The organism is Vibrio chagasii (assembly GCF_002954585.1).
Classification (GTDB): Bacteria; Pseudomonadota; Gammaproteobacteria; order Enterobacterales; family Vibrionaceae; genus Vibrio; species Vibrio chagasii_A.
Genome location: NZ_MSCI01000003.1, coordinates 217,582 through 239,843 on the forward strand (window position 1 = coordinate 217,582; position 22,262 = coordinate 239,843).

At 38.5% G+C, this 22,262-nt stretch carries 20 protein-coding genes; 12 read left to right on the plus strand and 8 right to left on the minus strand.

Annotated elements, in window-relative coordinates; all coding sequences use genetic code 11:
• Positions 1–9 precede the first annotated feature (9 nt).
• Both lpxM and rfaD read right to left on the minus strand, forming a co-directional pair.
• On the minus strand, positions 10–963 hold the full coding sequence (gene lpxM, locus BTO10_RS20915; RefSeq protein ID WP_105025705.1) for a lauroyl-Kdo(2)-lipid IV(A) myristoyltransferase: 954 nt from the start codon (positions 961–963) through the stop codon (positions 10–12).
• 121 nt (positions 964–1,084) lie between these two features.
• Complete coding sequence (gene rfaD, locus BTO10_RS20920; RefSeq protein WP_004741411.1) at positions 1,085–2,026, minus strand: ADP-glyceromanno-heptose 6-epimerase; 942 nt, start codon at positions 2,024–2,026, stop codon at positions 1,085–1,087.
• Positions 2,027–2,178: 152 nt separating this feature from the next.
• Here rfaD and BTO10_RS20925 point away from each other — a divergent pair, with 152 nt between their 5' ends.
• Positions 2,179–3,342, plus strand: a complete 1,164-nt coding sequence (locus BTO10_RS20925; RefSeq protein ID WP_105025706.1) for a nucleotide sugar dehydrogenase — start codon at positions 2,179–2,181, stop codon at positions 3,340–3,342.
• A 108-nt stretch (positions 3,343–3,450) separates the two neighbouring features.
• Complete coding sequence (locus BTO10_RS20930; RefSeq protein WP_004741409.1) at positions 3,451–4,089, plus strand: TetR/AcrR family transcriptional regulator; 639 nt, start codon at positions 3,451–3,453, stop codon at positions 4,087–4,089.
• A gap of 285 nt (positions 4,090–4,374) precedes the next feature.
• Here BTO10_RS20930 and BTO10_RS20935 read toward each other — a convergent pair whose 3' ends face one another.
• The 5 genes from BTO10_RS20935 to BTO10_RS20955 all read right to left on the minus strand — a co-directional run bounded on the left by BTO10_RS20935 (position 4,375) and on the right by BTO10_RS20955 (position 8,807).
• Entirely contained in the window at positions 4,375–5,526 is a 1,152-nt protein-coding gene (locus tag BTO10_RS20935) for a murein hydrolase activator EnvC family protein (protein WP_105025707.1), read from the minus strand.
• 92 nt (positions 5,527–5,618) lie between these two features.
• Positions 5,619–6,440, minus strand: a complete 822-nt coding sequence (cysE, locus tag BTO10_RS20940; RefSeq protein WP_102424919.1) for a serine O-acetyltransferase — start codon at positions 6,438–6,440, stop codon at positions 5,619–5,621.
• A 129-nt stretch (positions 6,441–6,569) separates the two neighbouring features.
• Complete coding sequence (gene gpsA / locus BTO10_RS20945; RefSeq protein WP_105025708.1) at positions 6,570–7,631, minus strand: NAD(P)H-dependent glycerol-3-phosphate dehydrogenase; 1,062 nt, start codon at positions 7,629–7,631, stop codon at positions 6,570–6,572.
• Between the two features lie 175 nt (positions 7,632–7,806).
• Positions 7,807–8,274: a protein-export chaperone SecB gene (secB, locus tag BTO10_RS20950; protein ID WP_004741403.1), complete on the minus strand. Its 468-nt coding sequence runs from the start codon at positions 8,272–8,274 to the stop codon at positions 7,807–7,809.
• A gap of 98 nt (positions 8,275–8,372) precedes the next feature.
• Positions 8,373–8,807 (minus strand): rhodanese-like domain-containing protein, encoded by a 435-nt coding sequence (locus BTO10_RS20955; RefSeq protein WP_004741402.1) that lies wholly within the window; start codon positions 8,805–8,807, stop codon positions 8,373–8,375.
• Positions 8,808–9,095: 288 nt separating this feature from the next.
• On the opposite strand from BTO10_RS20955, the gene rfbB reads away from it, so the two are divergent.
• The 10 genes from rfbB (at position 9,096) to BTO10_RS21010 (ending at position 19,874) form a co-directional block, all read left to right on the plus strand.
• Positions 9,096–10,181 carry a dTDP-glucose 4,6-dehydratase gene (rfbB, locus tag BTO10_RS20960; RefSeq protein WP_105025709.1) on the plus strand — a complete coding sequence of 362 codons (1,086 nt, stop codon included), beginning with the start codon at positions 9,096–9,098 and terminating at the stop codon, positions 10,179–10,181.
• Complete coding sequence (gene rfbA / locus BTO10_RS20965) at positions 10,181–11,056, plus strand: glucose-1-phosphate thymidylyltransferase RfbA (protein ID WP_105025710.1); 876 nt, start codon at positions 10,181–10,183, stop codon at positions 11,054–11,056. The genes rfbB and rfbA overlap by 1 nt, the downstream gene beginning before the upstream one ends.
• Before the next feature lie 9 nt (positions 11,057–11,065).
• Complete coding sequence (rfbC, locus tag BTO10_RS20970; RefSeq protein WP_004741399.1) at positions 11,066–11,611, plus strand: dTDP-4-dehydrorhamnose 3,5-epimerase; 546 nt, start codon at positions 11,066–11,068, stop codon at positions 11,609–11,611.
• Positions 11,612–11,645: 34 nt separating this feature from the next.
• Positions 11,646–13,043 carry an oligosaccharide flippase family protein gene (locus tag BTO10_RS20975; protein ID WP_105025711.1) on the plus strand — a complete coding sequence of 466 codons (1,398 nt, stop codon included), beginning with the start codon at positions 11,646–11,648 and terminating at the stop codon, positions 13,041–13,043.
• Positions 13,027–14,325 (plus strand): hypothetical protein, encoded by a 1,299-nt coding sequence (locus BTO10_RS20980; protein WP_105025712.1) that lies wholly within the window; start codon positions 13,027–13,029, stop codon positions 14,323–14,325. Before BTO10_RS20975 ends, BTO10_RS20980 begins: the two co-directional genes overlap by 17 nt.
• Positions 14,294–15,559, plus strand: a complete 1,266-nt coding sequence (locus tag BTO10_RS20985; RefSeq protein WP_105025713.1) for a capsular polysaccharide export protein, LipB/KpsS family — start codon at positions 14,294–14,296, stop codon at positions 15,557–15,559. Before BTO10_RS20980 ends, BTO10_RS20985 begins: the two co-directional genes overlap by 32 nt.
• A 4-nt stretch (positions 15,560–15,563) precedes the next feature.
• Positions 15,564–16,547 (plus strand): hypothetical protein, encoded by a 984-nt coding sequence (locus BTO10_RS20990; protein WP_105025714.1) that lies wholly within the window; start codon positions 15,564–15,566, stop codon positions 16,545–16,547.
• 14 nt (positions 16,548–16,561) lie between these two features.
• A complete protein-coding gene (locus BTO10_RS20995) occupies positions 16,562–17,710 on the plus strand; it encodes a DegT/DnrJ/EryC1/StrS family aminotransferase (RefSeq protein ID WP_157999317.1) in 1,149 nt (382 codons plus the stop codon).
• Between the two features lie 104 nt (positions 17,711–17,814).
• Positions 17,815–18,366, plus strand: coding sequence for an acyltransferase (locus BTO10_RS21000; RefSeq protein WP_004741393.1), 552 nt, complete (start codon positions 17,815–17,817; stop codon positions 18,364–18,366).
• 383 nt (positions 18,367–18,749) lie between these two features.
• The gene (locus tag BTO10_RS21010) at positions 18,750–19,874 is read left to right on the plus strand and encodes an acyltransferase family protein (RefSeq protein ID WP_105025716.1); all 1,125 of its coding nucleotides are present in this window, start codon (positions 18,750–18,752) and stop codon (positions 19,872–19,874) included.
• Between the two features lie 1,017 nt (positions 19,875–20,891).
• On the opposite strand, the gene wecA is transcribed toward BTO10_RS21010, so the two are convergent.
• Positions 20,892–21,956 carry a UDP-N-acetylglucosamine--undecaprenyl-phosphate N-acetylglucosaminephosphotransferase gene (gene wecA, locus BTO10_RS21015; protein ID WP_004741391.1) on the minus strand — a complete coding sequence of 355 codons (1,065 nt, stop codon included), beginning with the start codon at positions 21,954–21,956 and terminating at the stop codon, positions 20,892–20,894.
• Positions 21,957–22,262: the final 306 nt, after the last annotated feature.

The window sequence follows — 22,262 nt, forward strand, 5'->3', positions numbered from 1 at the left end:
TTTGACATGTTATGTATAAGGGTTAATATTGCTTTCAGGACGAGTCTTAAGCAGTCTTAAGATCCACATATATTGCTCAGGTTTTTTGCTTACGTAGTCTTCAATGCATTGATTCATCATACGCGCATCCTGTTCTTCGCTTCCTGTTGGGAATGGCAGGGCAGGGTAAAAATCCAACGTGTATTGACCAGTATTACTATCATATTGAGCAAACAAGGGCACAATTTTAGCTTTACTTAGTTTTGATAGGCGCCCAAGTCCTGAGATAGTGGCTTTTTGTGTAGCAAAAAAATCAACGAAGACGCTGTGCTCGCGACCAAGATCCTCATCTGGGAGATAATAACCCAGGTAACCATCTCGTACAGACTTGATAAAAGGTTTTATACCGCCGCTACGGTCATAAACTCGGCCGCCGTATTGTACGCGCTGACGATGCATCAGCCAGTCACTGAGCTTGTTTTTTTGGGCTTTCGCCATTGCAGATACCGGGAGATTACGTGACGCGAGTAATACTGCTGGGATATCTATAGCCCATGTGTGCGGTACTAACAAGATAACATTCTCGCCACTATCCGTAATATCGGTTAGGTTGCTCAGGCCATTAATTGAAGTGTTGCTCTCTAACCAATCTTTGCTTTTGAGGGTTAGGGATGCAAAGCCCATCAAAAATGAGATGGATGTAACGTAAGACTTATAAAGGACTTCTTCGCGCTGTTCTATTGACTGCTCAGGAAAGCACATCTCAAGGTTTACACGAGCTCGACGGTTGGCTTTATTTTTGATTTTCACGGCCTGTTTAGCCATAAATTTAGCTATAGCTAAACGAATGCTATTAGGCAAAAAGCTAACTAACGAAGATAGCAGTACTGCGATCCAGGTACCCCAGTACTTCGGTGCTAAAAAGCCCCATTCAAACTCAGGGTTGTATGCTTTTGGGTCAAAGTCATTGCGTTGTGTGGTCATTAATACACTACATTTTTATTAGGGAAACGGGCTAATAGCTCGCGACTCAGGACATGATTATATTTTTTCAGTGACGGACCCATCAAGATAGTCCATCACTAAATTAGTATTTGCTCACTTATTATGCGTTAATAAGCTTCATGTATTCGGCTACACCATCGGCGACAGACTTAAATTCAATATCGCAGCCTGTATTACGTAGTTTCGTTAAATCTGCCTGAGTGAACTCTTGATAAGCGCCTTTTAAGTGGTCTGGGAATGGGATGGTTTCAATTTCTCCCTTGCCATGATGTTTGATGACCGCTTTTGCTACTTCTTCAAATGACTCTGCATTGCCGGTACCAAGGTTAAAAATACCAGAAGCGCCATTTTCTAAGAACCAGAGATTTACCGCTGCCACATCGCCAACATAAACAAAGTCGCGCTTAAAGGTCTCGCTGCCTGCAAACAGTTTTGGATTTTCACCAGCGTTCATTTGATTATTCAGGTGGAATGCAACGGATGCCATGCTACCTTTGTGTTGTTCGCGCGGTCCATAAACATTGAAGTATCTGAAGCCTACGATTTGTGAAAGTCTCTCATTGTGCGCTGCTGCATCAGCCGTTAAGCGACGAACGTAGTTATCAAACTGTTGTTTTGAGTAGCCATACACGTTCAATGCACCTTCGTATTCGCGCTCTTCAATGAAAGTGTCAGTTTCACCGTATGTCGCAGCAGAAGAAGCATATAAAAATGGAATTTCACGTTCAACACAGTAATGAAGCAGCTCTTTTGAGTACTCATAGTTGTTAAGCATCATGTGCTTGCCATCCCACTCAGTGGTCGCAGAGCACGCACCTTCGTGGAAGATTGCTTCAATATGGCCGAAGTCATCACCAGCCATCACCTGAGTTAGAAAGTCATCACGATCCATATAATCTGTGATGTCTAAGTCGACAAGGTTTTTAAACTTCTTACCGTCTTTTAAGTTGTCGACGACTAGAATATCGTTGTGGCCCGCTTCGTTAAGCGCCTTAACAATATTGCTGCCAATCATGCCAGCACCACCGGTTACGATAATCATAATTCTCTAACTCTTTTGAATACAAAACTAACACGAGTATAGCAAGGAATGGATAAGGCGGGCTAGTGGAATAATTCCCCAACCGGAGTATGATACGGCAAGCTAAGTTATAAATTTTGTTGAGTTAATTGCTCAAAACTATAGGTATTATTATGAAGATTGCAGTAGCCGGTACCGGGTATGTAGGTCTCTCAAATGCGATGTTGTTAGCTCAGCATCATGAAGTGATCGCGGTGGATATCATCGATGAAAAAGTGACGATGCTTAACAATAAGCAATCGCCTATTGTTGATGCTGAAATAGAACATTTTCTGGCAAATAAAGCACTGAACTTCAGGGCAACGACCGATAAATCAGTGTATCAAGGTGCCGAGTTTGTCATCATTGCAACGCCTACCGATTATGATCCTAAAAACAACTACTTTGATACCAGCTCCGTTGAGTCTGTTATCAAAGATGTAATGGCTGTAAATCCTAAAGCTGTGATGGTCATCAAATCAACGGTACCTGTTGGCTATACTGAACGGATCAAACAAGAACTGAACTGCGAAAATATCATATTCTCCCCTGAGTTTTTGCGCGAAGGTAAAGCGTTGTATGATAATTTGAACCCTTCTCGAATTATCGTTGGCGAGTGCTCTGATCGAGCTAAAGTGTTTGCAGAACTGCTTGTCGAAGGCGCTGAAAAAGAGAGTATCGATGTGTTGTTCACCAATTCTACGGAAGCGGAAGCCGTAAAACTTTTCTCTAATACGTACCTAGCAATGCGTGTTGCATATTTCAATGAACTTGATTCTTACGCGGAAGCACATGGCTTGGATTCTCGCCAGATCATTGAGGGGGTGGGCTTAGATCCTCGTATTGGTAATCACTACAACAATCCTTCGTTTGGTTATGGTGGCTATTGTCTACCGAAAGATACCAAGCAGCTATTAGCTAACTACCAGGATGTACCAAACAACATTGTCGGTGCCATTGTTGATGCTAACCGTACGCGCAAAGATTTTATCGCGGATTCAATCATCAAGCGCTCCCCTAAAGTGGTCGGCATTTATCGTTTGATCATGAAGGCAGGTTCGGACAATTTCCGTGCCTCTTCAATTCAAGGGATTATGAAGCGCTTGAAAGCTAAGGGTATCGAAGTGGTTGTGTTTGAACCGGTACTAAAAGAAGAGCACTTCTTTAATTCGAAAGTCTATTCTGACATTGAGGAATTCAAAGCTGTATCCGATGTGATTGTTTCTAACAGAATGGTTGAAGAGATCGCAGATGTTGCAGACAAGGTTTACACTCGAGATCTGTTTGGTAGTGATTGATTTGGTTCTATTTTTGCTAGGGCTAATTAGACCAGATGTTAACAGCTCGATCTATCTGTTTAGTGGCGATATACTGAACCACTAAACGGATAGGGATACTAATAAATAATGAAAACACGTGACAAGATTGTTTACGCAGCTTTAGAGCTTTTTAACGAGCATGGTGAGCGTAGTATTACGACTAATCATATTGCTGACCACATCGAGATCAGCCCTGGTAACCTCTACTACCACTTTCGTAACAAGCAAGAAATTGTCCGTGATATCTTTACTCTCTACTCTACTGAATTGCTTGAAAGGTTTACCCCAATCCAAGGTCAGAAAGAGAGCCTCACGCTATTAAAACACTATTTAGATTCGATATTTACTCTGATGTGGAAGTACCGTTTTTTCTACGCAAACCTTCCTGAAATCTTGTCTCGTGACGAGCAACTTCACCTCGATTACATGGCTGTTCAAGAGAGATTGCAAACTAACCTTGTTGATATTATGAGGGCTTTCGTTGACTTGAATTTGCTGAAAGCGACAGATTCAGAGATGAAATCGATGGTGACCTCTCTTCACTTGATTGCATCGGGCTGGTTAGCTTACCAGTCTGCGATGTCCCCAAAAGCGCAAATAACGGAGCAGGTTGTTCATCAAGGTATGTTGCAGATGATCGCGACCGTTAAGCCGATTGCGACCGCGCAAGGTTTTGAACAGCTGACATTATTGGAAGATGGTGTCAGAGCGTTGAACTCTAAATAGAAAGATGCGGGTAAGCGAGATACGGGTAACCGAGATTCGAGATGCGAAGATCCGGGAAGAGCCGGTTCGAGTTGCGGTATATGAAGAATGGCGTCATTCCCTACAGCGAGGGACGAGCGCGATAGGGAATCTCTCGTTATCCTTGAGGCTTGCAATAGCATATGAGATTCCAGATATTTCGTACCTCAATTCTGGAATGACGAAGTCTGAGAAATACGAATACAGATCTTCTCAATGAGTTAATTTGTACTTCTAATCTCGGTTACTCGCACCCCATATCTGCTTTTACCTAACCAACCAACTCTTTGGATTTTGAGCTTGGCTGTTTCTACGAATTTCAAAATAGAGGGAAGGGCGGGTTTGACCTCCGGTGTCTCCAGCAAGTGCAATAGCCTCGCCAGCTTTCACTTTGTCGCCTTCCTTTTTGAGTAGTGCTTGGTTAAAGCCATAAAGCGTCATGTCACCTTTGCCATGATCAAGCAATACCACTAAGCCATAACCACGCAGATACTCGGCAAAAACAACGGTGCCTGAGTAAACTGATTTAACCTGCTGACCATATTTGGCATTGATCACCATCCCCTTCCAATTAACTTGTCCGGTTTGGCGTGAACCGTAGTTATGCAGAACTTTTCCTTTGATTGGCCAAGGCAGTTTTCCTTTACGCTTTGCTAAGCCATCCATAGGCACTGCATTACGTCTCTCTCGAGCGGCTTTCTCTGCTTTGGCAATCTCCGCCTTGAGGCGAGTCTCATTGCGCTGCAGCTCGGCTAAGTAATTTTTATCACCTGAGATGTTCTTCTTAATACTGCCAACGGTTTTCTTACGCTGTGTTTGAGTCTGGGCTAACTTGTCGCGTTTTGTTGTCTGTTGTTTTAACAGAGTTGCGATCTGCTCTTGTTCAAGTTGGCGCTGTTTATGGCTTTCTTCTAACTCAAGTTGTGTTTGTTCAATGGTTTTGATTGTTGCAGAACGGGCTTTAGCAAGATGTTGGTAGTAATGGCTGATACGATCTTCTTCGACGCCCGTGTTGAGAATGTTAGATGAGGCTTTGGCGCGGCTTGTCATATAGTAAGTTTGAATCAGTTGTTCCAACTTATCGGTATGAGCTTTTTTCTGAGCGGTAAGAGCTTTGATCTTAGCATCTAAGCTAGCAATATTGGCATTCGCCGTATTAAGCTGCTTTTTACTGTCTTGGATGGCTTTTCCCAGTGCAGCTATTGATAGCTCTTGTTTTTTTAGGCTCGCTTGTAGACTATCGAGCTTCTTTTGCTGTGAAGAGAGGGCTTTTTGCTGGCGAGAGATCTCGCTAGACACACCCTTTAATTCACCTTGAGATGCGGCAAATGACGATATTGGTAAAAGCGCAGCACTAAGGCTGACTGATATAAGAAGAGTTCGGCTGATAGCTCGAATATGTTTCATCATTATCGTCATTTAGTTGTAATCATCTATTCTTAATTTTTCGAACTTCGCTGAATCGAATCCATACTTGCTTTTAATCTCTTCGCATCTCGTTACTGCTGTTTTTATATCCCATCACCATGGATAAAGCTTTGTGAGCGACCGTTGAACCCTTGGTCCATATCTAGAGAAGGCTTATCTGTCTTTGGTTTACCAACAATCTTAGCGGGAACACCAGCGACTGTAGTATGTGGTGGTACAGCTTGCAGTACCACAGAACAAGAGCCAATCTTAGCGCCTTCACCCACTTCAATATTGCCGAGTATTTTCGCACCAGCACCAATCATTACGCCTTCACGGATTTTAGGGTGACGATCACCGCCTTCTTTACCGGTACCACCAAGAGTAACATCTTGAAGGATGGATACGTCGTTTTCGACCACAGCAGTTTCACCGATAACGATACCTGTTGCGTGGTCGAGCATGATAGCTTTGCCGATACGCGCTGCAGGGTGGATATCAACTTGGCATGCGACCGAGATTTGATTTTGTAGGTAAGTGGCAAGTGCAATACGCCCTTGCTTCCATAACCAGTTGGCCACGCGATAACCTTGCAGTGCGTGGTAGCCTTTAAGGTAGAGCAATGGCATAGAGTACATTTCTACAGCCGGGTCTCGAGTAACTGTCGCGCAGATATCACAAGCGGCCGCATCAATGATTGAGTCATCTTCTTCAAACGCTTGCTCAACCACTTCACGTACAGCCATTGCTGGCATCGAAGCCGTTTTTAACTTGTTAGCAAGAATGTAGCTGAGTGCAGCCCCTAGGCTTTCATGGTTGATAATCGTGGCATGGTAAAAACTCGCAAGCATAGGTTCTTGCTCAGACTGCTGTCGAGCTTCTTTTACAATGCATTGCCAAACTTTTTGTTGTTCACAGTGTTTCATTTTTCCATCCATTTTTTAGGGGCAGATGCGAGTGACGAGATGAGAGTTTCGAAGAACTATAAGAGCAGAATCTCGTATCTGCTTTTACTCTGTTCTCATCTCGTTGACTCGAATCTCTTAGCCGCTTCTTTATCTTTCTGACTTCTTATCTCGAGCAAGTAGATCTTGCGCAGCTAAGTGTGCGTCTTTTCCTTGATACAACACTTGATAAATTTGTTCAACAATTGGCATCTCAACGCCCATACGTTCTGATAGTAACCAAACTTCTTTAGTGTTGCGATAACCTTCTACCACTTGGCCAATTTCTTCTTGTGCGGTGTCAACGTCTTTACCGGAACCTAATGCTAAACCAAAGCGACGGTTACGTGATTGGTTGTCGGTACATGTCAGTACTAGGTCGCCAAGTCCCGCCATACCCATAAAGGTCTCTGGTTGTGCACCAAGAGCAGCACCCAGTCGGCTCATTTCTGCTAAACCACGGGTAATTAACGCTGTGCGCGCATTAGCACCGAAGCCAATGCCATCCGACATACCAGCACCAATCGCGATAACGTTTTTAACTGCACCACCTAGCTGCATACCAATGAAATCTGAGTTTGCGTATACACGGAATGTCTTGCCACAGTGAATCTTTTCTTGAAGCTCTTCTAAGAAGGTCTCATCTGGTGACGCGACTGAAATTGCGGTCGGCATACCCATCGCTAGTTCTTTGGCGAAAGTAGGGCCAGATAGAACCGCTAGAGAGTAATTGTCGCCAAGCACATCGTGTGCGACATCTTTAAGTAGTCGGCCAGTTTCTGGTTCCAATCCTTTCGTAGCCCAGCAAATACGAGAATTCGCTGACAAATGAGGTTTTAGACTATTTAAAACGATACCAAACACGTGACTAGGAACGACGACTAGGAGGTCACGACTGGATGTTACTGCTTTTTCAAGGTCTGATTCGATGATCAGGCTTTCTGGAAAGTCAATATTAGGAAGAAATGCATTGTTAGCGCGCTCTGATTCAAGGCGGGCCATATGAGCAGGGTCGTGTCCCCAAAGAACAACATTTGCACCGTTACGCGCGAGAGATATAGCTAAAGAGGTCCCGTAAGAACCAGCGCCAATGACAGTCATGGCGATATCTTTGCCGTAAGCGCTGTCTTTACCAAAAGCGCTTGTCGTGTGAGTCGGGCGAGTATCTGTCATGCTTCCACCTAAAAATAATGAGGAAAATCGGAGAGTTCAGGAAAAGCTTCCTAATAATCAGAAGGCTTTCTATCTTAGTACAGTGTAAAGAAAAAATGCACATCGCAGAAGTTACGATGTGCATTTAAGAGTTAACTAGCGTTTGAAACGTTGGGGTTAAGTTCTACTTTGAGACTTAAGCCTGCTCGCCTTCAGCTTGTTGAGCTTGGTTTTGTAGGTAGTTCATGAACAAAGCATCGAAGTTAACAGGTGCTAGGTTCAGTTGTGGGAACGTACCTTTAACCACTAGGCTAGAGATTGTTTCACGAGCGTATGGGAATAGGATGTTCGGGCAGAATGCGCCTAGGCAATGTGCTAATTGACCTGCTTCCATTTCGCTTGCAGAGAAGATACCACCTTGCTGAACTTCACAAAGGAATGCAGTGTCGTCTGCGTTCTTCACAGTAACCGTTAGGCGTAGGATTACTTCGTAAACACCTTGACCAAGTTCGCGGCTTTGAGTGTCTAGGTCCAGTTTTACATCTGGATTCCACTCTTTTTGAAACATGTCTGGAGAGTTTGGCGCTTCGAAAGATACGTCTTTTAGGAAGATACGTTGGATTGCGAAGTTCTGTTGTGCGTCTTGTTGTGCTGCTTCAGCCATTTTCTTGTCCTTAAAAATTTAAATTAGGTTTGGTTCGTAATATCTGTTGAACAAAACCCGAAAGTTAGTTTACTAGGTCTGCTTGCTTTTTACCTTTACTATTTCTTACCTTTAACCAAAGGCAGGTTAGCTTCGCTCCAAGCCACTAGGCCACTTTTCAGCACGCTTACGTTTTCGAAGCCTGCTTTAACCAGCAAGTTAGCGCTTTCTTGAGCAGTTTGACCTGTCTTGCATACTACGATGATTGGGTCAGCTTTACGGCTTTCAAGGCTACCTAAGTTATTTGATTTGATGTCTGACGGCAAAATGTGAAGTGCGTCAGTAATATGGCCCTTTTTGAACTCATCTTTAGTACGAATATCAACCACAACGCCGTTCTCACGGTTAATCAGTTGTGTGGTTTGCGCCGCAGTGATCTCTTTGTAGGCTGCGTTTGATGTTTTGATTACGTTCGCAATGATGGCAACAACCAAGCCAATCCATACGATGGCTAAAATCATATTCTCTTGAACAAATGGAACTAACTCTTGCATGTCTTGAACTCTTATCCGTTATTGGGCAGAAAATTATAAGGTAGGAGTATAGCGAGGTTTGGAGTTTTGTGTACATAGTGATCTGAATCTTTGAACAGCACCAGGAGCAAAGTTTAACGATTTTTTTTGATTATATTTTCCGTTAGATAGATAATAGACCTATTTACATTTTTAAATTTTAATGCGTAGTGTGGTTTTCGCTTTGTTACCAATGGGCGGTAGCGTGCTTGGTAAAGATGTTTACACTGTGCACGGTTCATGAGTTAAAAAGTTAGGTTAGGGGTTTTTGTGAAGATATTAGTCACTGGCGGTGCTGGTTTTATCGGTTCTGCAGTTGTTCGCCATATTATCAATAGTACATCGAATAGCGTAGTAAACGTTGATAAGCTCACTTATGCAGGTAACTTAGAGTCACTTGTCGATGTTGATTCAAATGAACGTTATACATTCGAACAAGTAGATATTTGTAACCGTGCAGAACTTGACCGTGTTTTTGCTGAGCATAAACCGGATGCAGTAATGCACTTAGCCGCTGAGTCGCATGTTGACCGCTCAATCACTGGCCCAGCTGCATTCATTGAAACGAACGTAGTTGGAACATATACGTTATTGGAAGCGACACGCGAGTACTGGAATAATCTTGAAGATCGAGCGAAAGCAGAGTTTCGCTTTCATCATATCTCTACAGACGAAGTTTATGGTGATCTTCCTCACCCAGATGAAGTCCCTGAGGGAACTGAGCTCCCAATGTTCCTGGAGACGACATCTTATGAGCCATCTAGCCCTTATTCTGCTTCAAAAGCATCAAGTGACCATTTAGTGCGTGCATGGTTACGTACTTACGGCCTGCCGACTATCGTCACTAATTGCTCAAACAACTATGGCCCCTATCACTTCCCTGAAAAATTGATCCCACTTGTCATCTTGAATGCTTTAGAAGGAAAAGATCTTCCTATCTACGGTAAAGGTGACCAGATTCGTGACTGGTTGTTTGTAGAAGATCATGCTCGAGCGCTCTACAAAGTCGTGACCGAGGGTAAAGTCGGTGAGACCTATAATATTGGTGGTCATAACGAAAAACAGAATCTTGAAGTGGTTAATACTATCTGTGACATCCTTGACACGCTAGTACCGAAAGCGACCAAATATTCAGAGCAAATAACGTATGTTCAAGATCGTCCTGGTCATGACCGTCGTTATGCCATTGACTCATCTAAGATGCAACGTGAATTGGGTTGGACGCCAGAGGAGACGTTCGAGACAGGTCTTCGTAAGACGGTTCAATGGTATCTAGATAACTCCAAGTGGTGTCAAAATGTACAAGATGGTAGCTATCAGCGTGAGCGTCTAGGTGTTATGGCAGGAGATAAATAATGAAAGGCATTGTATTAGCAGGTGGTTCAGGAACACGTTTATATCCACTGACACGTGGCGTGTCGAAACAATTATTGCCGATTTATGACAAGCCAATGGTATTTTACCCGATTTCTACATTAATGCTCGCTGGTATCAAAGATATTTTGATTATCACGACGCCAGAAGATAATGCAGGTTTTAAGCGTTTGCTAGGTGATGGCTCTGATTTTGGTATTAACCTTGAATATGCAATTCAACCAAGCCCTGATGGGTTGGCTCAAGCTTTCATTATTGGTGAAGAGTTTATTGGTGATGACAGTGTGTGTTTAGTTCTTGGTGATAACATATTTTATGGCCAGGCATTTAGCCAACAGTTACAAAACGCACGCGAGTTAACAGAGGCAGGAGTTGCGACGGTATTTGGTTATCAAGTTAAAGACCCTGAAAGGTTTGGTGTTGTTGAATTTGATCAAGATATGAAAGCGATATCAATCGAAGAAAAGCCGAGCGCACCCAAATCTAGCTATGCGGTGACAGGATTGTATTTCTACGATAACCGAGTGGTTGAAATGGCAAAACAAGTCAAACCATCTCATCGCGGAGAGTTAGAAATTACAACTCTCAATGATATGTACCTCAAGGATGGCACATTAAACGTAGAGTTATTAGGTCGTGGTTTTGCTTGGTTAGATACCGGTACTCATGAAAGCCTTCACGAAGCCTCTTCTTTTGTACAAACAATTGAGCATGTCCAAGGCCTTAAAGTTGCTTGTTTGGAAGAAATAGCATGGCGGAATGGTTGGCTTAATAATACTCAATTACAAAAGATAGCAAGTAAGATGTTAAAAAATGAATACGGGCAATATTTATATCAATTAACTGAGCATAAGTAAGGAGCTATCATGGAAGTAACGCATACGAGTCTCGCTGGATGCATCATAATAAAGCCTAAAGTGTTTGGTGATGATAGAGGCTTTTTTATGGAAACTTTTCAAAGTGAGAAGTATAAAAAAATAGGCATCGATTTAGATTTTGTTCAAGACAACAGATCTAGATCAACAAAAAATGTATTACGAGGATTACACTTCCAGAAAACTAAACCCCAAGGAAAGCTCGTAACTGTAACCAGTGGTGAAGTTTTAGATGTTGCGGTAGATTTGAGACCAGATTCTCCTACGTTTGGCCAATATGAAAGTGTGATATTAAATGAGGATAATAAACTTCAATTCTATGTACCGCCGGGTTTCGCCCATGGTTTTTGTGTCTTAAGTGATGTTGCTGACTTTCAATATAAATGCACAGACTTTTATGACCCTTCTGATGAAGGTGGTATCATTTGGAATGATGAGACCTTGAATATTGATTGGAAAATAGAAAAACCGATTATCTCAAGTAAAGACTCATTACAAGAAACCTTCAAAAGCTTTTGTCTTACCCTCGATAAATAAAGCTACTATACCTTCATTTCTATAGAGCCTCATCATGCTGAAGAAAATTAATAACATCTTATTTGGCTTTGTATCATCGATAGTCGGCAGTGTATTATTGTTAATATTAACAGTATATATTACACGGACCGTAACTGTTGAAGCATATGGAGAAGCTAAATATGCTTTAAACGTTGCTTCAATAGCATTAGTGTTATTTATGATGGGGCGAGAAAATATATTAGTACTGTCTTATCAAAGAGAAGGAAAAAAAATAATTTTAGAAGAAGTGTTTCTAACAATATCTTTTTTGTTTTTTCTTTCAATTTTAATTTCTTGTGTTTTTGTCAACCTAGAGGTGGACTATACATATTACCTCGGACTGCTAATGGTTCCTCTTTGGGGGGCATTTAATATTTCAAATGCTGCATTAAGAGCTGTAAATAAAGTTAATGAATCATTTTTTATATCAAATGTTATCCAGAGGATATTGAGATTCACTATCGTAATTGGTTGTGTATTTCTTTATCCCAACGCTATTGGTATTCTCCTTGGCTATGTGGTTTCACAATTAGTTTTAGTTATTATCTCTCTTTATGTTATAAGATCGAATATTACATCGGAGAATAATGAAATTTCACCGAAAAGGTACTTTAATAAAGTTAGTGAATCTATCATATTTGGATTGACTGCTCTGACATCTGTTTTGATGATACACCTAGATTCCATAATGCTAGGGCAACTTAGTGATGTTAGGAATGTTGCACTTTATGATATAGCATACTCGTTGAGTATATTCACGTTCTATCCATTACTAGCTCTTATTAAATCAACTGAAACTAATGCATTAGAACTTTCAAAACCAGAGGTATTTGCAAAGTATAATAAGAACGTTAGTATTTCAGTTTTATTGTCTTCATTAGTATCTATATTTTTTATAGTATATGGCAAGCACATTCTTTTTATATTTGGTAATGAATATGTCGATATTTATTATGCGATGTTAATACTCACTTGTGGTTTTACGATTATTACAGCATTTGGAGTTCCAACCGAATATTTATTGTGGAATAAAAAAAGAAAAACAGTTATATTAATATCATCAATAGCTATTGGATTGAATGCAATATTAAACATCGTATTAATTCCTATTGTTGGTGGTGAAGGGGCTGCAATAGCATCAATTAGTAGCTTGGTGTTTTTAAAGTTAAGTAGTAGCTACATAGTAAAATCAAAATTCAAAGTGGCATTGGGATTACCGTTATTGAAGGTTTTAACCTACCTTATCACCTTCCTAGCTTGCTATAAATTATCTGAAATAATATCACTCAAAGAGTTTGTCATATACAAGGATATCGTTTTTAAACTACCAATAATTAGTTGCATAATTATTGTAACTATCTTGTTTAATATGAAGCTCATTAGAGAATTAATCAATGAATATAAAAGATAAAACTGTATTTAGTTCTATCACGGACTCATTTTTTGTTTTAATTGCAATTATGCTCTTGTCTTATAATCATTTCTCTGGATATGATATAAGTACATTTGTTATAGCTTTAGCGATAATATCAAATATTCAATTATTATATAGGTCCAAAAATTCACTACTTATAATTAACCTTTTCTTATTTACCTATTGGTTGGCACTCGTTCCTTTTTTTATTTATGGTATCCATTATCATATTTATGACACTTACCAAACATCTGAGTTAACTACTCAGGTCGTCTTGATGCAGGTGATCTTTCAGCGTCTAATTACTACAGAGAAAACATGTAAACCAATCAATATAAAAAGCGTATATGAAAACAAGTCTGCTAATATATTTTTTGCGTCAATATTGGTGGCCTTTGCCTTTAATTTTTTAACTGTGATTTCTAGTAGAACAATATTAGCTGTCGGCTATGAAAATAGCTTTAATGAAGGTACGATATTACTAGAATATGTTGTTATCCCACTATTGGTTGCTTGCATTCATTGTCATTCGAAAAGCAAGCTGGAAGTATCTCTCTTATTTATTGCAATTGCCCTTTCTATGATATTGCCACTTTTATACGGGAAAAGGTTACCTTTCATATTGTGTGGGATGATATTTTATCTCTTTTTCCTCGAAAGTAAGCTATCGAAAAAAAAGTTGATAGGATTAGTTTTATTAGCTTTGATTGCTGTACAAATACTAGGTGTCGTAAGAGATTCAGAATATACTCTCACAATAAACTATCTATTATTTGGCTTAAAAGAAAACGGTCAATACTCAAACAACCAAGGTGGAGTGACAGCGGCTTCGGTTGCTTACTTAGGTCTAATAAAAGAAGGCGTGTTTGATTCAAGTTTTAGGTTTACAAGCTTTGTATCACAATTTTTAACCGCTTTTATTCCTTCCTCAATGGCACCAGATGAAACATTTATCAATATAGAAGCTATGAAGTATACTCCTATTCCTGGCAATGGTGGTTTTACTACCACTTATGCATATCTATTTTTAGGTCCGTTGGGTGTTATATTGTTTTCTTTTTTGTTTAGAAAAATGTTATCAATTAGGAAAAATTCAACATTAATAATGCTTATACCATTGATAACAATAACTCTTTTTCCTCGATGGATGGTTTATAGTATATTCCCATATATTAAAATTCTAATATGGGCCTCGATATTTTATATTTTACTGAAAACTGTTAAATGTTTTTTAGGACAAGTGAAAAATGAAGAAAGTGTTATTTGTAGGTTTCTATGATGACTATGCAAGGTTTTATTCCTCAGTATCAAACGAACTTAAAAACCTTATAGGTATAGAGTCAACATTTTGGTACTTTAATCTAAGTGGTTACTTGTATGGTAAAGTACATAAACAAAATTGTCATTTGATAAATGTTGAATCATGTATTAACAAGCATGAACCGATTCTTACTGAAATAGACTACGATAGCTATTTAAAATATAATAGATCTTGCGAGATATTAACGCCGGCCTTAGAAGAGAAACTAATTATAAAAGCTAGTAACTATTACAGCTATATATCTAGTGTTTTTGAAAGCCAAAAATTTGATTTAGTTGTCATGCCCGGTGATTGCCGCATGCTCGAAAGAATAATAATTGATTTGGCGAAAATAAATGATATAGAAACTGTTTATTTTGAGCAAGGGCCTTATGGAACAACGATTATAGATGAACAAGGAGTTAACTCATATTGTTCATTTAGAAGTAATTTTCAGTTATCAAATGAATCTTGCAGCAAGAAATTCTCGAAACCTAATAAAAATAAAAAGTTCAGACGAAACCCAATATATAGAGGGCTCGACAAAATCATAGATAAGCTCTTTAGAACACATGAAGTATACCCATATGAAAATCGAGAGTATTCCTTAAATAAAGTGGTTTCAGTAAAAGAATATGAAGATATAAAAGAAATAAGTAAAGACTCTGAGTATATATTACTTATATTGCAAGTGCCTCATGATGCAAACTTTACCCATCACAATCCACATTTCTCGTCTCATTTTGAGATGCTTAGAACTATTCATTCTAACAAGCCTGTCAAAAGTAAAATTTTAGTTAGGGAGCATCCACTCTATAAAATGAGATATGAAAAAGAGTTGTATGACTTTATATCTTGCTCTGATGATGTATTCTTGGACAAGTCTGCTTCAGTCGAGGATACATTTAAAAAAGCGGAAATAGTTGTTGTTAACAACTCCACTAGTGGTTTGGATGCGCTATCACATTACAAAAAAGTAATTGTTCTTGGTGACTCTTATTATGATCAAGCTCCGTGCGTTTTTAAGGTGGAAAGCCTGAATAACTTAGATTGCTTTATCGAAAATGTGATTAACTCAAAGATTGAATATGACATGGTTGATAGGTATTTAAGCTCACTTGTGTACAATTACTTGTTACCAGGTCATTACAGAGATGATACCTTAACAGTAAGTAAGTTAGTTGCAAAAAAATTGAAAATAGTACTCGGTTAATATCATGAATTTAAAAGATAAAAAAATTGCTATATTAGGGCCTGATTTTTTTGGTTACCCTGATGCGATAATTAAATCAATTGTTAAGCAAGGAGGGGATGCAATATTTATTGATGAACGCCCTGCGAATGATTTTTTAACAAAAGCACTCTTGAGGCTACGATACGATTTTTTAATAAAAAATAAAATTAAGAAGTACTATAGTAAAGTACTCGATAAGTTAGATGAGTATAATCCTGACGTGATCTTGTTGATTAGTCCTGAGACTATTCAAGAGGAATATTTAAAAGAAATAAGATCAAAATTAGACTCAAAAATCGTAATCTATATGTGGGATTCGATAGCGAACAAACGTGATTCTATTCAGTTGTTTGATTATGCAGATAGTATAATAACCTTTGATCTTGAAGATTCTCAAAGGTATGACAATGTTGAATTTCTTCCTTTATTCTATGAGTCAAGCTATTCTCTAGAAAGGAAAGAGACCAAATACGATATATCCTTTATAGGTACGGTTCACTCCGATAGATATAAAATCATTTCGGAACTTTGTAAAGGAAATGTTAGATTTTACAAGTTCATGTATATGCCTAGTCGTGTCCTATACTATTTTAGACGATTTACATCGCGCTCAATGTTCAGCATGAAGAAATCTGAGTTAAGCTTTGCTAAGATCTCAAGTACGGATATTGCTGAGGTTTTCTCTTGTACGCAGGCTATTCTTGATATAAATCATCCTGGCCAAAAAGGGTTAACGTCTAGGACATTTGAGTCACTTGGAGCCGGTTGTAAACTAATTACAACCAATAGTGAAATTGCAAAGTATGATTTCTATACTCCCGATAATATATACATATTGGATAGAAAGAACCCTAAGGTAGATTTGAGCTTTTTTGAGACACCATTTAACAATGAGTTCAATGAGAAAATCAAATCAAACCACCTAGATCATTGGATATATAATGTCATTAATGGTTATACTAAATAATAATGGTGAAAAACGTGACTAGAAAAATTAATTTATTCCAGCCTTGCTTAGGAAAGGAAGAAGCAGCTGAAGTGACAAAGGTATTCGAAAGTAACTGGATTGGAAAGGGCCCAAAAACCTCACAGTTTGAAGAAAACTTTGCCCTTCACTTAGATTCAACAAAAGAACATGTCCTTAGTACTACAAGTTGTACGGAGGCCATATTCTTGACTTCAAAGATATTTGATTTTGGCCAAAACGACGAAATTATCGTACCAACTAATTCATTTCCATCTGTGGCTAGCAGCATATTAGAATCAGGTGCAAAAATTGTATTTTGTGATATAGACTCTCGTAGTTTGAATGTCGAGTTGAAACACTTTGAGCATTTAGTGACTGAGAATACAAAAGCTATCTTTATTACACACTATGGCGGCTACCCAACAGATATGGACGATATTATGTCGTTTTGTAGTACTCATAATATTAAAGTGATCGAAGATTCTGCATGTGCCATTTCCAGTCGTTACAAGGGCAAACGTTGTGGTACGTTTGGTGATATGGCATTTTGGTCTTTTGACGCAATGAAGACACTAACTACTGGCGATGGTGCAATGATCTATTTTAAAGATGAAAATGATCGCACTTCTGCATCTGAGTGGTTGTATTTAGGTTTACCTGCAAAGGAAAAAAGTGGCTTAGATAAGTCAGCTGATGATAATTCAGCAGGCTGGTGGGAGTTTGATATCACTAAGCCAGGTCGTCGTGCTGTAATGAACGACATTACTGCTGCTATTGGGTTGGTGCAACTCGATAAAGTACCGAGCTTTATCTCCCGTAGAGCTGAGATTGATTCTTTATATCGAGAAAAACTCTCCACCATTAATGACTTGCTTTTGCCTCCAAAGCCAGATTTCGATTATGAATCATCATTTTACTTTTTTTGGGTTCAAACAGAAAAACGAGATGAACTTGCCAAATTCCTTTTGGCTAATGGTGTTTACTGTACCTTTAGGTACTGGCCATTACATAAAGTTGATTTATTCAGCTACGATAATATGCCTGAGTTTAGTGGCTCGGAGAAAGCGACAGCGACAACTTTGAACTTACCTATCCATCAGTCCATGTCTAATGAAGATGTTGAATATATTTGTGATCTCATTCATGATTTTATGAGCAGATAATTAGTTCCTGAATTAGTGAGGTAATTAGTATATTACCTCACTTTTTAAAATCACTGTATCTCATATTTACGCCTATTTTTGATAACCAAGGTTTAACTTTTCTTATGTTGTATAAAGTAATATGGATTGCAAGAGCAATTATGTATCGATTGTTCTTTAAAAAAGTTGGCTTCCCGTCATATATAGGTAAGCCAACTTTTCTGTACAAACCGAGTAAAATATCGATAGATAAGTGGGTTCGAATTTTTCCAGGGGCTAGATTTGAGGTTCACGGAGATGATTCATATATAAATATTGAAAAGAATGTTGGCATAGGACAAAATGCTCATATTATCTCTGGTGGTAAACTCAGTATTTCAGAAGGCACAGTCATAGCCCCTCATGTATTTATTAATAATTTTGATAATGACTACCAATCTATTGGCGAGAACGTATTGTCTCAAAAGTCTATTTATAAAGAGACAATCATTGGGAAAAACTGTTTTATAGGTTTCGGTGCTGTTATACAGTCTGGAACAGTTTTAGGCGAGCAGTGTATTGTTGGAGCTAACTCGTTTGTTAGCGGAGTTTACCCAGACTATTGTGTTATTGCAGGTAATCCAGCAAAAGTTTTGAAGGTATATGATAAAGAAAAAATGAAGTGGGTTAAAGTGTAAGTTAGTATTTTTATTTTCTTCAATAAACACGTAGAGCTTCGTTGAAAACTCTCGTGTCTGCATTTATCACACAAAGGCCTATCATTATACAGTTTGATTTGGTAGTTGCTTCACTCGCCCAAACGAAATTGCTTTGTTTTAGTTGTGCACCCACTTTCCTCCAATTTCTTGGTAATTTACCTGAACGCACTGTAACTATCATAAACTTTTTCCTAAAAGCGACTGCTAATCTGGTTAAGCTCTAAAATTACTTGGCAATATAAAATTCTGTCATGATCAAGTTATTGATAACTTTTATGCCTATATTTTTAACTCAACATGCTCAAATGAGCTAGCTCTGGATACAAATCGAATATCCTAGCAAAAATACCAAAAGTGAAAGTATGAGAAACAATCAGCAAGTTAATAGTATACAAATGCTTCGGGGGATATGTGCGCTGCTTGTTGTATGGGCGCATAGTTATAGCTGGGTTGACGATGTTTATCCTAATATGGGTAAGAACCTTTTTTCTTTTGCGTTTGTAGGCGTTGATATATTTTTTATCATATCTGGTTTTATTATTACTTATGTGACAGATAATAGAAAAGAACAGGTAGCAACTCTATTTTTGATAAAAAGATTTTTCCGTGTAGTGCCATTAGCTTGGATGGCTATGTTATTTTATGGCCTTGCTTCCGGTTACTCCATATCAGATCTTTTTAATAATATTGATTTCATAAAAAGCTTGCTGTTTATTCCTATTGACTCATCAGCTCAAGCTCCTGCATATGGATATGGTTTCCTAATCGTTACTTGGACTTTGATATATGAAATTACATTTTATCTAATATTTTCAATATCAATGCTTATAAATGGTAAATATAGAAGTGCTATTTGCTCTGTTGCTATAGTGAGTCTAGTAATATTATTACAGTATTTTTCTTCTGATCTTGTTTCTTTAAATACTCATGAAAAACTAAGTCTACCTGAACTATCAATACTGACATCTATTTACGGTGTACTTGCTAATCCGATGATGCTTTATTTTATTGTTGGTATGATCTTGGCTGAGGTTTATATGGTTTTACCGAGTAAAAACAACCATGTTGTCGGTGCTATATGCTTATTTTTAATATTGTTATGCTTGTCCTATTTAACTATGATTTCTATGCCATATAATAGGTTGATAATAGTAGGGCCTTGGTGTGCTGTAATTGTTATGTCAATGCTGATTTGGGAGAAATTTGGAGGTTTAAAAGTACCTAAAATGCTCATAATTTTAGGTTCGCTTACTTATTCATTATATTTGTTCCACATGCCTATTAAAATGCTTTTTTATTCAAGAAGACTTCCTGGATTCGAGTTTTTTTACGCTGGGTTTAGTGGCTTCTCAAAGCTATTTTTCTTTACATTTCTTTCTATATTGATTTCTAGTTGTGTGTTCTTTACTTTTGAAAAGTTTTTTATAAAGTTAGGTCGATACTTTTCAAATAAATTGATTTATCATGAGGAAAGTAAGAAAGCATGAATAATCTGATAGATAATATGTGAAGACCTAATGGTTAGTCATCATTAAAAGTATCGTTCGTCCTTTTAAGATATGTGGCTTATTCTGTCAGCACAGAAAATACGGGCTTCCCCGTGGATGGATGCCAATTCCAAAATTACAGCGTAAGCTGTAATTTTGCAACGCTTAGCGTTGTTACGGTAAGCCCCGGGAATGTCCAGGGGGAACGTTCTAACAGCGTACCACATAGCTTTACGTCTAATAAGGACGTTGATCTGTCAAGTTCTACGGCTGAGGTTGAATAATATCGAAAACCAAAACTAGGTAAACTTTATTGAGTTATTAACTTTAGATAAAGAGATTGCTCAATCTACAATACCTTTCAATCAGCAATTGAATACAGCACAAGCCTTACATAGCAATGTAATATCATTTTTATAAAGTTAGCCGGTTTCCTAGCAACGGTTTAATTCTATACATCACTGTTTCCGGTAGTAGAGGTTTTGGGTGACCATTTTGTTACTTTTAAATCCTTTTGGGAACCATATAACAGTGGCAGTCAATGGTGAGGGTTAGACTCCTAAAAGATTGTATTTTTCTTGAGTTAATGGGGAAGCACTTTTCCATCGATACGATTCGATAAACTTAGCTCATGACTTGTAGCGACCGCAACACGCTGTTTTTCCTTACAGCTTGTATCGTGCCTTGTCAATTTCTATTCATAATCCCTACAGGCATATCAATGAGAAAATGCTGTATTGCATCTCTCATTTTTTACTGAGCTCTTAACCCGGTTTACTTTACAATCACTCATCATTTTTAATTAATTAAAAAGGTCAGACAACTAAGATGAATTAGCGCTTGGTTGTACTAATTCCTATCGGTTCTATTTACGAGGATTAATATGCCCAGGCTACTTTTTATAGTCGGCATAGTGGTTAGGTTGGTAGGTTCTTTACTTAAGTCTAAGCGACAGTCCTTCATTATTCCGATAACTGCCCTTAGACAAAGTATTAAAGATATTGTTATAAACTAGGATCAATTTCTTGAAAAATTCTTTCTAATATAGGCTGTGATGCTCCAGATATTGCTTAATAGCAGAAGGTAAACTGCAAAGCAGGCCACAAAAGCGTAGAACATGACATATTCTGGAATGTTAAGCATTTCAGCGGAAATACCTATTGCTGCAAATACAGATGCTATTGAACTGATTACGATTAGAGTTTGTGTCGAACTTAACCCTAAGCGTTGGAATATATGGTGTAAGTGCTCGCGATCTGGCTTGAAAGGAGAGTCCCCTCTTTTTATTCTACGAATCATTATCGCGGCCATATCTAATAAAGGAATTGCAATTAACCATAATGCAGTCACGGGGCGTAGAGGTGGCTTACTTCCATTTTGGCTAGAAAGTAGAAGTAACCATATGACAGTAAAACCAATTAGCATACTTCCAGCATCTCCCATAAATACCTTCCTTTTACGCCCGAACGCGCCAAGGTTAAGTAAGATATACGGAACGATAGTTACGACAAGGACTAGACAAATATAAGCTAAGTTATGTTGTCCATCAAAGTAAAGCATAATACCGAGCCCGCCAAAAGTAACAATTGATAGACCTCCGAGCAGACCATCAATCCCGTCTACCATGTTAAATGCATTAATGGCCCCAACTACCGCTAATATCGTTACAAGGAAGCCAAACCAACCCAGCGTGATTACATCGCCAGTACCAAATACATCACCGATAGTAATTAGTTCAATATCACCAACGACCATCATGATAACGGATAATCCAGCTTGGACTGCAAACCTCAGTTTGAAGCTTATGTCATATTTGTCATCCAAAACACCGACACTAACAAGTATTAGGATACATGCAGCGTAAAGTTCCGTGTGTGGTAGGATGTTTGGGTTGTTGAATAAAAAATAGAGAAGAGAAATACAAATTGATAGCCCTCCAACTAAAGGGATTGCACCATCATGTAGTTTTCTCGCATTTGGCTTGTCAACCAGCCCGACTTTTTTTGCAAATTTACGCATGATGAAAATCGTTGCAAAAGAAAAGAAGAAAAGAAAAGAAAGGGCAAGGAAAGAAATGATCACTGCGTAAGCCTTATAATGTATTTGGGGTAGATTTTAATGCATTTGACTTCGATATAAAAGAAGAATAAATAGTCAACGTGATCTTTCTTTATCGTTTGGAAGTTTTTTTGAGCTATCAATCTGCTTGCATAGGTATGGGTCGGTTGTGGTTATGGTTGTATCTTCTAGGTGTATGGTTTATATCCCTGCTTACGTTATATTAATTGTTACATTTTGAAGGCGAAGGTCGATCTTGACATGTTCTGATTTTCAGCAATTGCTATCTCATTTGGTCTTGTAATTAAGGCTTCGATTGAGATAAAACGT